The organism is Putridiphycobacter roseus (assembly GCF_003234935.1).
In the GTDB taxonomy this organism is placed as follows: domain Bacteria; phylum Bacteroidota; class Bacteroidia; order Flavobacteriales_D; family Crocinitomicaceae; genus Putridiphycobacter; species Putridiphycobacter roseus.
Window position 1 is genome coordinate 49,766 of record NZ_QKSB01000015.1, and the last position, 13,458, is coordinate 63,223.

At 33.3% G+C, this 13,458-nt stretch carries 13 protein-coding genes; all 13 read left to right on the plus strand.

Features of this window, described 5'->3' with window-relative positions; genetic code table 11:
- Positions 1–351 precede the first annotated feature (351 nt).
- The 13 genes from ribB (at position 352) to DNU06_RS16040 (ending at position 12,723) form a co-directional block, all read left to right on the plus strand.
- Positions 352–1,014 (plus strand): 3,4-dihydroxy-2-butanone-4-phosphate synthase, encoded by a 663-nt coding sequence (gene ribB / locus DNU06_RS15990; RefSeq protein ID WP_111064508.1) that lies wholly within the window; start codon positions 352–354, stop codon positions 1,012–1,014.
- A complete protein-coding gene (locus DNU06_RS15995; protein WP_111064509.1) occupies positions 1,015–1,596 on the plus strand; it encodes a Crp/Fnr family transcriptional regulator in 582 nt (193 codons plus the stop codon). It begins immediately after the preceding gene.
- A gap of 54 nt (positions 1,597–1,650) precedes the next feature.
- Positions 1,651–2,055, plus strand: a complete 405-nt coding sequence (locus DNU06_RS16000; protein ID WP_233503064.1) for a hypothetical protein — start codon at positions 1,651–1,653, stop codon at positions 2,053–2,055.
- A 114-nt stretch (positions 2,056–2,169) separates the two neighbouring features.
- The gene (locus tag DNU06_RS16005) at positions 2,170–2,901 is read left to right on the plus strand and encodes a metallophosphoesterase family protein (protein WP_111064511.1); all 732 of its coding nucleotides are present in this window, start codon (positions 2,170–2,172) and stop codon (positions 2,899–2,901) included.
- Between the two features lie 230 nt (positions 2,902–3,131).
- A complete protein-coding gene (locus DNU06_RS18135) occupies positions 3,132–3,260 on the plus strand; it encodes a hypothetical protein (RefSeq protein ID WP_262510055.1) in 129 nt (42 codons plus the stop codon).
- A gap of 83 nt (positions 3,261–3,343) precedes the next feature.
- The gene (locus tag DNU06_RS16010) at positions 3,344–3,706 is read left to right on the plus strand and encodes a DUF1304 domain-containing protein (protein WP_111064512.1); all 363 of its coding nucleotides are present in this window, start codon (positions 3,344–3,346) and stop codon (positions 3,704–3,706) included.
- Positions 3,707–3,890: 184 nt separating this feature from the next.
- Positions 3,891–5,252 (plus strand): DNA recombination protein RmuC, encoded by a 1,362-nt coding sequence (locus DNU06_RS16015; RefSeq protein WP_111064513.1) that lies wholly within the window; start codon positions 3,891–3,893, stop codon positions 5,250–5,252.
- A 485-nt stretch (positions 5,253–5,737) separates the two neighbouring features.
- A complete protein-coding gene (locus DNU06_RS16020; protein WP_158526928.1) occupies positions 5,738–8,257 on the plus strand; it encodes an SBBP repeat-containing protein in 2,520 nt (839 codons plus the stop codon).
- 88 nt (positions 8,258–8,345) lie between these two features.
- Positions 8,346–9,587 (plus strand): TraB/GumN family protein, encoded by a 1,242-nt coding sequence (locus DNU06_RS16025; protein ID WP_146239282.1) that lies wholly within the window; start codon positions 8,346–8,348, stop codon positions 9,585–9,587.
- A 457-nt stretch (positions 9,588–10,044) separates the two neighbouring features.
- Positions 10,045–10,779 carry an Ig-like domain-containing protein gene (locus DNU06_RS16030; RefSeq protein WP_146239283.1) on the plus strand — a complete coding sequence of 245 codons (735 nt, stop codon included), beginning with the start codon at positions 10,045–10,047 and terminating at the stop codon, positions 10,777–10,779.
- A gap of 53 nt (positions 10,780–10,832) precedes the next feature.
- Positions 10,833–10,997, plus strand: a complete 165-nt coding sequence (locus tag DNU06_RS17885; protein ID WP_158526929.1) for a hypothetical protein — start codon at positions 10,833–10,835, stop codon at positions 10,995–10,997.
- Between the two features lie 402 nt (positions 10,998–11,399).
- Complete coding sequence (locus DNU06_RS16035; RefSeq protein ID WP_111064517.1) at positions 11,400–12,083, plus strand: hypothetical protein; 684 nt, start codon at positions 11,400–11,402, stop codon at positions 12,081–12,083.
- 256 nt (positions 12,084–12,339) lie between these two features.
- Positions 12,340–12,723 (plus strand): hypothetical protein, encoded by a 384-nt coding sequence (locus DNU06_RS16040; protein WP_146239284.1) that lies wholly within the window; start codon positions 12,340–12,342, stop codon positions 12,721–12,723.
- The last annotated feature ends 735 nt before the right edge of the window (positions 12,724–13,458 follow it).

Consider the following 13,458-nt stretch of genomic DNA (forward strand, 5'->3'; position numbering starts at 1 on the left):
CAGCGATTAGTTTAAAATTTTTTCTTTCCGTATTTAAGTCCAAAGATATGGGCATGGTTACCAAATTGTCATAGGGTATTCCCTATGTACAGAATTTTAAATGGTTTAAAATCTAATCATTGAAAAATAAGTAGGGATAAATACCTGTGCTTACAAAAGTGAAAATGGTCTTTCACGGGTAATGTTTACCATAAATGCCAATATTACGCATCCGTTAATTACAACACTTTTTAATTTCAAGGATCAAAAAATGCTAAGTTTTTTTTAAAACTTCAATTTATTGACTTACATCAATAAGTTTGGTAGAAAACAACAGTAGTTTTGCCCTCGAAAAATTAACTACAAATTAAAATGGAATTAGCAACATTAGATACAAAAGTGACGGGGAGCGCCGAAAGTCAAGAACGATTAGAAAAAGCATTAATACATATTCAAAATGGTAATGGCGTTATTTTAACTGACGACAAGGACCGGGAAAATGAAGGGGACCTGATATTTTCGGCCCATAACATGACAGAGGAACACATGGCATTGCTGATTAGAAAATGCAGTGGTATTGTATGTCTTTGTTTGACGAATGCAAAAGCAGACACACTTAACTTACCTTATATGGTAAAGGAAAATACGAGTAGTTTTCAAACGCCGTTTACCATAACCATTGAAGCAAAAGAAGGGGTAACCACTGGCGTTTCTGCCAAAGATAGGATGACCACCATACGTGCTGCTTGCAATGAAAATGCGAAAGACAGTGACTTGGCTAAGCCTGGACATATTTTTCCTTTGAGAGGAAATGACCAGGGTGTACTGGGCAGAAAAGGACACACAGAAGGCAGTATAGATTTAATGAAATTGGCTGGCCTAAAACCCGAAGCTGTGCTCTGTGAATTGATGAATGATGACGGAACAATGGCGAATGCAGACACAATTACACAATTTGCAAAAGCACATAATTTGATGGTCCTTTCCATACAGGATATTATTCATTATCGTAAATTTGTTAAAGACTATCAATAAATGAACGATAAAATCGAACTCATCCATTTCCTGAAAAAGAATATTGAACTTGAAGATGAAGAACTAAAAACAGTATTGTCTTATTTTAATACCATCAAAAAAAGTAAGCATGAAATTTTACTAGCGAATGGAAAAAATAGTCAGGTCAGTTATTTTGTGAAAAAAGGTTGTCTAAGATTGTTTTACATTGATGATCATGGAAAAGACATTACGCGGTATATCGCATTTGAAAATCAATTCGCGACTGAACTCGTGAGTTTTATTACCAACCAACCTGCCCAAGAATCTATTCAAGTTATTGAAGATAGTGAACTGTTTTACATTACGCACGAAGACTTTAGAATGCTGATGCAACGAATGCCTAAATGGAAAGATTTTTATAGTATCTATTTAGAAAAAGCCTATGTGAATAATGCTAAAAGGTTGATTTCTTTTACCACACTAGATGCAGCAGAGCGCTACAAACAATTATTTAAAATAAATCCAAACATTGTAAAGCGACTGCCCAACAAAATTGTAGCCTCTTACATCAATATTTCTCAAGAAACTTTAAGTAGGATCAAAACTAAAATTTACGCTTAGTAACCCTTTCTACAGGCTGGCTATTAAATAAACAAACATCTAAAAATAAAGAACATGAAATACGCATTATTACTCTCATTATTCTTACTACAAATTATTGCGCTTGCGCAATCGAATGATAGCATTACTAGCCCCAAAAAAGTTGATGATAAATTGTTATTGACTATTTTTCTTAAACACGATCAAAGTATGAATTTATACGAAATTGAAGAGATAAGGACCGACCAAGGGTTTTATGAAAATTTTCCACCAGAAGGGGTTGCTGTAGTCAATTGGTTCGTGGTGATGGGTATTGGTCAAATGGTGGTATTAGAACTTCCTGCTTCAAAGTTAGCCGCTGTAAATTTGGCCATTGAACGGACTGCTTGGAAAGCTTTTAAAACAGAAATTTACCCGACTTACGACCTGTATCCTATAGTAGAAGATAAGTTGAAAAATAAATCAAAAGTAACTTACTAGGTTTTTGAAGGTCGCACATGCTGGTGTGAAATAAATTTCTAAGTTGCCAACAAGGTATAAAACAACAGAGATTTTACCAACAAGTACGTGGACTAAAACTATAATAAAATAACTATGGCTATTTACGCAATTGGAGACATACATGGTTGTCTAAACGCTTTGAAAACCATTTTTCAACAGGGCTTGATAAAGGCGCATGACAAAGTAGTTTTTCTGGGCGACTATATCGACAAGGGCAACGACAGCAAGCAAGTATTGGATTGGTTAATTGCAAAAAGCAAAGTATTTGACTTTGAATTTATACTTGGCAATCATGAAATAATGATGACGGCTGCCAAAACCTCTCCGGTGAAATTTGTAGCTTGGACAGAAAACTATGGTGGCAACCATACTTTATACTCTTACAAAATGGAGGACAACCTAAACTGGATGCATGACATAGATCCATCCCATTGGAATTTTATCGATACTTGTCTGCCCTATTTAGAAATTGGAAAATTCATTTTTGTTCACGCAGGACTAGAAAGTAACACGCCCTTGGAGGAACAAAATCAGCATCATTTATTTCATAAGAAATATGAACAGCCCCTGGAGTATGATCCTGCAAAAACGGTGATTTGCGGACATACTGCTCGGATAAATGGAAAAATAGCAGATTTTGGTCACACGATTTGCATAGATACTTTTGCACACGGTGGCATGTGGTTAACTTGCTTGAATGTAGAGACTGGCGAATTTTTAAAAGCGAATGAAATGGGAGAAACAACAGAGGGTACACTCCAACGATTTACAAACAAAAAGCAAAACATCTTCCAACGTTTTTTACCCAAGCGCTGGACTTCCTGAATAAAATGGAATGGCAAATAAAAACAATGCACAACACTGCATTCGCCAACCTCACACTTATCCCCCACTATTCCACTAAACAAAGTCTAAATTCATACCAAAACACTAGCTTTAAGTGTTTATTTATTATTTTGTGCTAAAAGTCAACGCTAAAAGGCTAAAAACAGAAAAACACTAATTTTAATGTTTTAAATTTTGTGCTTTACTCGGTTGTTGTAATTAACTAAAAAATGAAAAACACCTTATTACTAATTTTGTTATTATTTATTATCTCTTGTAATTCCACTAATAAATTGAATTTAGAAGCATTTTTAAAACGATATTTTAATGATGAAAATATTCGAAAACAAGAAGCTTGAAGCAACACAAAAAAAGTAAATCGTATTGCTAAACAACGTACCATAAATGGTTACTTTTACTCAAACCTAAAAAATTAAAAAAAATGGAAATTGCAATTAAAATTCTAACAGGTATTATAGCCTTTGTTCACTGCTACATCTTATTTTTCGAAATGTTTGCGTGGGAGAGCAGAGGAAAAAAAGTATTTACTAGTTTTCCTGATGCATTATTTGGACAAACAAAAGCTTTAGCAGGAAATCTTGGCTTGTATAATGGTTTTTTAGCAGGCGGATTAATTTGGACATTTTTCATTACTAATGTCGAATGGAATTTAAATATCTCTCTTTTCTTTTTGACATGTGTTGCAATTGCCGGTATCTATGGAGCAATAACCGCGGAAAAGAAAATATTTTTCATTCAATCACTACCTGCAATTATTGCTATAGTATTGATTTTGATTAAATAATAGCAGCTTTCACAACACTTTACATAACCTGTAAGGCAGCAGCAAACACCAGCAAAGCGTTGATTTATCTAATAAAAATAAGTAAATTGAAACCCATGGTTTTCGCTCAGCGCAAACAAGAAATTTAATTGCTTTCTGCTACCAACCACTCGCCTTTAGTTGGCCTTAATGAAAAGAAACAAATATGACAACAGAAATAATACTACTTATAATATTGATTATTTTGCTAGCTGTAAATTTAATGATCACTTTATCAAAAAAAATAAAGCTCGATTTTGATGTGGAGGGAAATTTAAAGGAAACAAAAAATTCACTCGTTAAGTTTGACACATCATTAGAAAGAACGGATAAATCAATTAAAGACGAATTTCAAAGAAATAGAGCAGAGACAAGTTCGTTATCAAAAAATCAAAGAGAAGAATTAGCAAAATCTTTGGATAGTTTTAAAGAAGGATTTGAAATAAATACCAAAAGACTTAATGACTTATTAAAAGATAGATTTGATGATTTTAGCAAACAACAAACCGAAATTAATCAAGAGTCAGAAAAAAGAATTAAGGCCATAAATGATACCGTCGAAAATCAACTTAAGGAGATTAGAGAGGATAATGCAAAACAACTGAATGAAGTCCGTAAAACAGTGGATGAAAAACTACAAAAAACATTAAACGAGCGCTTAACACAATCCTTTGAAACGGTTGGGAAACAACTTAAATCTGTTCAAGAAGGGCTTGGAGAAATGAAAAATCTGGCCACTGATGTCGGCGGATTAAAAAAAGTGCTCAGCAATGTGAAAATGCGTGGAGGAATTGGAGAAGTGCAACTTGAAATGCTTTTAGAACAAATACTTGCGCCAGACCAATACGAAGCAAACGTAAAAACAAAAAAAGGTAGTGCAGCAACAGTTGAATTTGCTATAAAATTGCCAGGAAAAAATGAAGATGATTCTGTCGTTTGGCTCCCCGTGGATGCTAAGTTCCCCAAAGATGTATATGAAAAACTGCAAGCAGCTTATGATGATGGCGATTTGGACAAAATTCAGTTTGCTCAAAAAGAATTAGACACTACAATAAAAAAGATGGCCAAAGATATTAGCGAAAAATATATTGACCCACCAAATACAACAGATTTTGGCATTATGTTTTTGCCTTTTGAAGGAATTTATGCAGAAGTAGTAAGAAAGGCAGCCTTACTCGAAACCTTGCAAAGAGATTATAAAATAATCGTAACGGGACCAACCACCTTAGCTGCAATTTTAAACAGCTTACAAATGGGATTCAAAACACTTGCCATACAAAAAAGAAGTAGTGAAGTATGGCATGTTTTAGGAGCGGTTAAAAAAGAATTTGAAAATTTTGGCGGAATGATGGCCAAAGCGCAAAACAACATCAGAACAGGCTTAAACCAATTAGATGATGTAATGGGTAAAAGAACAAGGGCCATACAAAGAAAATTAAAAGATGTGGAGACGTTAGACGAAATAGAAACCACTAAAGTATTTCCCGAATGGAAAGAAGATATGATCGATTTTGAAGATAAAGATTAATGGATAAAACAATGCTGTGTGCATCACATTAAATGCTACCGAAATTATTTCAATCATCCTATTTTTAATCAGAATACAGTTGAAATTAAGTATGGAAACCAATAATTTGCCCAGCATTCTATACATGGATTAAAAATCCTTTATAACTTCAAGAAAACCCATGCCGCAAAACACGAGCACCCCCTCTCTTGTTCAAGTTTAACCTAACATGCATCCATTCAAACAAATAAAGCATAAACTCACCCCAAAGTATTAGCTTTTAAGCTTTTATTTATTACATTTGACTACTGACTTGTTTTTAAGCATTTACACCTTTTGGTCTAGGGTTTATTTTTAAATTAACGCGTAATAAATAGTAAATAACGGTTAAAACAGGGTTAAACAATATAAATAACAACAATCTTGGTGATTTGTACTTTACTCAGTTGTTGGTAAACATGGATAATATTACTGACTCAAGTCAACTAACAAAAAATAAATATCTGATGAAAAAAATTATAATTATAATACTTTTTTTAAATGGCTGGAATGTTTTCTCACAGGGACCCACTTATGACTGGATAAAAGGAATTGGCACAACAGGAGACCAAAGAGGAAATTCAATTGCAGTAGATAATCAAGGTAATGTATATACAACTGGATATTTTTCAAATACAGTTGATTTTGATCCTGGTCTAGATTCACTTTACCTATCAGCTAATGGTGGCTATAATATATTTGTGCAGAAATATGATTCCTTAGGAAATTTGCTTTGGGCAAAAGGGATTGGTAATCCGTCTACATATGGAAATCTTTCTACTGATGAAGGCAATAGCATTGCTTTGGATAACAATAATAACGTATATGTTACAGGAAGATTTACAGGGTATGTTGATTTCAACCCTGGAGGGATACCTAATTATTTACAAAGTAACGGCAGTATGGATAATTTTATCCTAAAACTAAATCCATTGGGTCAATTTGTTTGGGTGAAAAAAAATGGTGGAGTAGCTACTATTATCATTCAGGATATTGAATGTGATAAAGTCGGAAACACATATTTAACAGGAAGATTTAGCGGTAATGCTGATTTTGATCCAGATCCTAACGCAACAAATAATGTTTCTTCCACTGTTGGTTCTGGTTATGATATTTTTATCCAGAAATTAAACCCATTAGGCCAATTAGTTTGGGTCACTACCTATACTGGTGATATTCAACCACAGTCCTTGTCTGTTGACTCATTGCTTAACGTATATATAACAGGTAGATATAGATTTACTATTCAATTTGACAATAACAATTCTATTACATCCAATAACTCCTCATATGATGTTTTTGTTTTAAAACTTAGTTCTGCTGGGTTGTACTCATGGGCTCAAACAATTAGCGGTACAGGTATGGATATGGGGACTGATATTTTTGCTACCAACAGTGGAAACGTGTATATATCAGGAACATTCACCGATACTATAGACCTTAACCCTCAAGTACCTATAGATTTACATTACAGTAATGGGTATAGTGATATTTTCTTCCAAAAATTGAATGCTATTAACGGAAATTTTATTTGGGGGAAAACAATTGGAGGTATCCAAAACGAATTGGCCTCTTATATTGTGACCGATAATAATGAGAATTTATATATAACCGGAACCTTTAGACATACTGTTGATTTTAACCCAGGCATAGGAGTAAGTTTACAAGGTGGTTCTGGTCTCGAAATATTTACAGAAAAACTAAATAGTAGTGGTGATTTTGAATGGGTTAAAACTTTTGGTGGTACAGGTGGAGATTACAGCAAATCAATTGCAATAGATAGCGCTTGCAATCTTTATTGTACCGGTGCATATGGTAATACAATCTCGTATTCTACCAATAATGGATCAATGTCTTTAACACATTATGGTCAGACAGACATCTTTGTAAGTAAATTAGAGCAATGCAAAACAACTACGGGAGTAGATCAACTACAAGAGTGCGCCCCTTTTTTATGGATTGATGGTATTACTTATATGACTAGCAATTATACAGCAACTGATACATTAATCAATGCGTTGGGGTGTGATTCAATAGTAACCTTGAATTTGACAATAATAAATAACTCGCTAGGGGTGGATGTTCAAACAGCTTGTAATTCTATGACGTGGATTGACGGAATTACATACACAACGAGTAATAATACTGCAATGGATACATTAACCAATGCATTGGGATGTGATTCAATAGTAACCTTGAATTTGACAATATTAAATAGCTCGTTAGGGGTGGATGTTCAAACAGCTTGTGATTCTTTGACGTGGATTGACGGAATCACATACACAACGAATAATAATACCGCAATTCATACATTAAGCAATGCATTGGGATGTGATTCGGTAGTAACACTTAATTTGACCATAATTAATAGCAAGATAGGCATGGATGTTCAAACAGTTTGTGATTCTTTGACGTGGATTGACGGAATTACATACACAACGAATAACAACACTGCAACTCACACATTAACCAACACGTTGGGATGTGATTCAGTGGTAACACTCAATTTAACAGTCGATCCAATAGACAACTCAGTGCTACAAACAGGCATCACTCTATTTGCAAATGAATCTGGTGCTAGCTATCAATGGCTCGACTGCAATAATAATAATTCAATTATTTCTGGAGAAACATCACAGACATATACAGCAACTTTAAACGGCAGTTACGCTGTGGAAATAACGGAAAATGGTTGTATCGACACATCCTCTTGTTTCTTTATTACAAATGTCAGTTTAGAAAAAGATCCATTTTTTAATCAAGTAGTCATTTATCCAAGTCCAAGCCAAGGACTAATAAATATAGATTTAGGTAGTTTAAAGAATGTTTCTCTAAAAGTTTATAGCAGTACAGGTCAACTAATATATAATGACGAAAACATAAACATACCATCTTACCAGTTTGAAGTTAAAGCAAGTAACGGAGTTTACCTTATAGAACTTAATTCAAACAAGAAAAAACAAAAATATAAATTGATATTGGAATAACAATTTGCTAATAAAAAGCAAATTTCATAGCTGTTTCGCACCTTACAACAACGAAAATTTACTCAGCCGTTAACATTTAAAAAACTGCATGATGAAAACAAAAATTACATTGCTATTACTATTACTGGTTCAAATAACATTTGGACAAGATAGAACCGACTACTTATCCAATAATAGCATTGATTTAAGAAAGAATAGTCCGGTAATAACGGAAACTGATTTTAATATTATTGGTTTCGGCGCATTGCACGGAAGTGCGAAAACTTATGACGCTGAGCTTAGTTTGCTAAGTTCATTGGTAGAAAAAAATGATTTGGATTACTATATCATTGAAACTAATTATAGTCAAGCGTTCTATTTTCAAGAATACCTCAATACAGGAGATGAAAAGCTATTGAAGGAACTGACCCTATCTTTCCAAACTATGGTTGCTCAAGAAGGAACAATCGAAACTTTTAATCACTGGAAAAATATACGAGCCTTAAATTTAAAACACCCTAATCAACCAATTAAAGTGATTGGTTGTGACGTAGTAAATGAATACCGTTTTCCAATAAAACATATTTTGCATTTAACAAAAGACGATCATACTTGGAAAGCACGACAAAAACTAAAGGAATTGAGTAATCAAAAGGAATTAGATTTTTCAATGTGGGATAAAGAAATTAATTCCATTATAAAACCTTTCGTCCAAGATTATTTAACAAACAAAGAAAAATACAAAGAACTAATCACTGACATTAAAATATTTGACCACATTATCAATAATATTAATCACAATTTCGAAGACAAAAGAGAAAGAGAAAAAATCGTTTTTGAAAACTATATGTTTTTACATCAAAAATTAAATTTATCGGATAAAAAACAATTTGCGAAATACGGTTATTTTCATATTCAAAAAGAGCGTGAAGGAAATTATCCTTCATTTTTCACTCGATTAATCGAAAATGAGGTTTACGAAAGAAATAAGGTCATTACAATAATGGGATATTTAACGGATAGTAAAGTACTTTGGGATAAAAAATATGACAAAAATGGAAATTATAAAAACTACACAACAAAAGCAGGTTTTGGTATTTCAGACTATTGGAGAGAGTACTTTAAAGGAATAAAAAATCTAAAAAAGTCGAAGCTTTCTGATTTGACCATGTTTAAATTAAATCAAGATAATTCCCCTTATTCAATTGGAACGGATTTGGTAGAAATAAAAATGTTTCTTAAAGATTATAACAAGACAAAACTAAAAGGCAAGAATACTTTACTGTTCATAGATTATGCGATATTGATAAGTGAATCTAAAGAACAAGTGCCCATTGAAGAAATGAAATAAAAACGCCCTATAACTAGGTACCTGTAAAAATAGGTGAACGATAATAAATATAAGTCTTTGCACGCGCATCAATCTTTGCACTCAACTGAATTTTCGTATCTCCGCCCCACAACACAAGGGCCATCATCCCTAAACCCATACAGCAAAACACCAGCGTCTCCTCCTCTAGCCCATATGCAACCTAAAACACAACCATTCAATTAAATAAAGTTTAAATTCACCCCAAAACACTAGCTTTTAAATTTTTATTGATTATATTTGACTAATGGCTTGTTTTTAAGCGTTTATACCCAATTTACAAATGTTTACTTTTAAATATAAGGAGTGACAAATACTTGAAAATGGTTAAAACATGCTTAAATAAAACAGATAACAACAATCTTGGTGATTTGTACTTTGTGCTTTACTCGGATGTTGTAAACATTAAAAAGACATGAAGACCTGTTACCACCTGCATATGAAAACAACACAAATAATTATTATCACATTATTAAGTCTATTCACTGTAATGGCTTGCCAAAAGAAAAAAAATAACCAGAGTCCAACCATCCATTTTATAGCGCCTCAAAATAATCTTGTGATTGAGCAAGATACAATCCTATCCATTATAGTGGAACCCCATGATGCGGAAGAAAAGATAAAAAAGGTGGAATTGCTACTGAATGGGGTCTTAATAAAAACTTTTGATGCACCTCCTTATCAATACGACTGGCAGGATGCAAAAATGTATAATGAGGGAACATTTAAATTTTCAACAATTGCATATGACAATAAGGGGGCGACTGGGCAAGAAGAAATTAATGTTGCAATAAAAGATTACCGAACTAAATATCTTGGAGACTTTAATTTTAGAATAATAAGGGAATCATGGATGGATGGAGAACAAACCACATATGATACTTCTTTCTATACTGGTGAAATTCGTAGATATGAATTCACGGATAGTGAAAATGATTTGTACTCCGATTATGATGGAGAGGAAAACCCTAATGAAAAAATTACAATAGCCTTCGAACAAAATACTAAAATCACTTCATTACTCCATAAAGATGGTAGTCTAATTACAAAGTCAGGCTACCATTATCAGCATAAAGGTGGATTTTTTGATATGGATGAAATTACATTTCGTATTGATAACCTAGGTGGATTAGGTGCTGGTTGGAACTATGATATAGTAGGAATAAGAGAATAACCCTTGCCAAGCTTGTTTAAAAATAAACATGACTAAAAACTTCAAGAAAATCCATGTCGAGAACATTTTTTGATTTCAATTTTAACAGTATTAAACGTGGATTTGCTCCCGAAAATCAGGAGATTGCCGATTTGCAATTGAAAGTAAAGAATTTGATGGGAATGTTGCGGTTTAAGTTGGCCTTGACCATCAGAAAGAAATGTCTTGAATTCAAGTAAAAACATTAGAGAGACCTAGAATTTTCACTAGGATTAGCGGAAATCACTCGACCGTTTCCGTTAGCTATCGGGATTTGTTTTGCGAAGGATGAATTCATTTGTTTGAACGGGTCTTGCCCCAATAGCTACCGGGATTATGGTTCGTTTTATTCCCTAAGTGTCTATTTTTAGGAGGTCATGATGTGCTTCGCAGTTATGTCAAGACAAAATGAACGAATTTGAAAGAAAAACGATATACAAATAGGTGTAGAATGTTAAAAAATAGTACATTGTAAAATAAAACAGCATGTAACAATATGTATATTGCATAGCTGCCCTTCGGGCTAGCAACCCCAACATACACAAACGTTGGCGGTCCATTTTAACCAACCTTACATTTTAACAATAGTAAAAAGAAAAACTATGAAAAATTTAATCTTTTCCATTACTATTTTTACCTTGATTTTTGCAAGTTGTAACAAAGATGCTGACATAAACCAAACTCAAAGTAGTTGTGATTTCAAAGACTTCAAATACTACAATGGGATTGAGCATTATTTGGGCGAATTATCAAATGACTATGTTTTGATTGGTATTGACACAACAAATAGCGACATAGAAATACAAAACTTCATTTCAACGGTAAAACAACTCGACCAAAACTACGAGTATACAATCCATAATAGCTCAAAATATAAATTCAAAGAAATTCCTGTAAAATTTAAAGCTTCAAAAAGCTGTGAAGAAATAACCCAAATAATTTCCGACTTAGAACAAAATAAAATAGTGTCTTACATTCATTTCACAATGCAAACAGATAATTGTCAAAATGCAATATGGGAGCCGGTAGGAAAACTATGTGTAAACAGCTATGGAAGTATTTTTTATGTAAAACTATTTGACGAAAACGACTTGAATGACTTAATCCAAATGATTTCAGAAACTAATACAGAATTAGTAGGACAGAATGAGTCTATGCCTAAATGGTATGAGTTAAGCGCAACAAAACACGCTGATGGAGATGCTTTAAAAATGGCAAATCATTTTTATGAATCAGGACTTTTTGAACAGAGCGAACCCAGCATATCGAAATATCCTGTGGAATAAAAAAACAAACCGCCAACACTGTATATAGCAAATAGGGCGTTTAGTGATTTACGAAAGTTCAATGCTATTTTCAAACAACACCAAGTTTTTAATTTGGCTTTTAAAATGAATAAGTTAAAAACAAAATATAAAAATATGGCGCAGTGCAAACTTGAAAGTTTATCGCTTTCTACTACCCTACTTGCCCTAAACAAACGCAAGCGTGCATACAAAGAATTTATTTATTAAAACCCACAATACAGACAAATTAAAGGCTATGAAAACCAAAACTCTTTTATTAATATTTGGAATTATATTATCAACAACCTTATTTTCTCAAGAGATTAAACCAACAAAGAGAATTAGCTTTGAAGGTGTTGTGGTAAAAGAGTATTTAGGAGATGGTGTTTTTTACATTAGTGTTAAAATTACAAAAGGTGACTTAATTGGAGCAATTGAGACATTATACTTTTCTGTAGGTTTTGATGATAACAATAAAATTGAATGCCATGGCAATGCAGACTTAGATGGAACCGGAATGAATGAAGGAAAAAAGATCAAGGGAATAATAATAGCATCAGCTGGCAAGTTCGAAAATTTTGAAACAGGTAATGTAGAAACATTAAAATGTTATCGACCAGTTGAACTCAATTGGCTTTAATTTCACAAAACACTGAAAAATTAAAACAGAAATTGGAGTTGACTGTTCTGAATATAAAAATAGCCTGGAGCTACCCATGCACAGAGCTTAGAAACAAGCTTTTTTTACATCAATTCCTTAATAAAACCGGATTTACACTGCTATCGTTTTCAGCATATGCAATGCTGTTTTTAGAAATAAATAAAGGCATTCCTTTTAAAAAACACAAGCTCTTTAACAGTTCATATCCCCCACAACACAAGGGCCATCATCCCTTAACCCATGCCGCAAAACACGGCCATACCCTACCCCTTGCTCACGTTTAACCTAACACACAACCATTCAAATAAATAAAGTTTAAATTCACCACAAAGCATTAGCTTTTAAGCTTTTATTCATTACATTTGACTACCTACTTGTTTTTAAGCGCTTACACCCATTGGTCTAGGGCTTATTTTTAAATATAAAGGAGTAATATATGCCTGAAAACGGTTAGAACACTGTAAATAATATAAATAACGACAGCCTTTGTGATTAGCAGTTAGTGTGTTTTACTCGGTTGTTACATGCTATTGGCGATTTGTTGAATTGGAGTAAACCACAGTAAAAAAATACCACCCCACAGTATACCTAACCTTGGCATTCTCTGAAAAAAGCTGCTTAACTTGCAGGAATATTTGTTACCAAGAACATTTTTTTAATTGCGATTTTACGCGGGGATTTTCCTCCCAATACTCAGGAGATTGGCGATTTTTA

Bases quoted from the DNA above. Each gene is read 5' to 3' on its own strand.
- ribB (WP_111064508.1), top strand. From the start codon at position 352: ATGGAATTAGCAACATTAGATACAAAAGTGACGGGGAGCGCCGAAAGT.
- DNU06_RS15995 (WP_111064509.1), top strand. From the start codon at position 1,015: ATGAACGATAAAATCGAACTCATCCATTTCCTGAAAAAGAATATTGAA.
- DNU06_RS16000 (WP_233503064.1), top strand. From the start codon at position 1,651: ATGAAATACGCATTATTACTCTCATTATTCTTACTACAAATTATTGCG.
- DNU06_RS16005 (WP_111064511.1), top strand. From the start codon at position 2,170: ATGGCTATTTACGCAATTGGAGACATACATGGTTGTCTAAACGCTTTG.
- DNU06_RS18135 (WP_262510055.1), top strand. From the start codon at position 3,132: ATGAAAAACACCTTATTACTAATTTTGTTATTATTTATTATCTCTTGT.
- DNU06_RS16010 (WP_111064512.1), top strand. From the start codon at position 3,344: ATGGAAATTGCAATTAAAATTCTAACAGGTATTATAGCCTTTGTTCAC.
- DNU06_RS16015 (WP_111064513.1), top strand. From the start codon at position 3,891: ATGACAACAGAAATAATACTACTTATAATATTGATTATTTTGCTAGCT.
- DNU06_RS16020 (WP_158526928.1), top strand. From the start codon at position 5,738: ATGAAAAAAATTATAATTATAATACTTTTTTTAAATGGCTGGAATGTT.
- DNU06_RS16025 (WP_146239282.1), top strand. From the start codon at position 8,346: ATGATGAAAACAAAAATTACATTGCTATTACTATTACTGGTTCAAATA.
- DNU06_RS16030 (WP_146239283.1), top strand. From the start codon at position 10,045: ATGAAAACAACACAAATAATTATTATCACATTATTAAGTCTATTCACT.
- DNU06_RS17885 (WP_158526929.1), top strand. From the start codon at position 10,833: ATGTCGAGAACATTTTTTGATTTCAATTTTAACAGTATTAAACGTGGA.
- DNU06_RS16035 (WP_111064517.1), top strand. From the start codon at position 11,400: ATGAAAAATTTAATCTTTTCCATTACTATTTTTACCTTGATTTTTGCA.
- DNU06_RS16040 (WP_146239284.1), top strand. From the start codon at position 12,340: ATGAAAACCAAAACTCTTTTATTAATATTTGGAATTATATTATCAACA.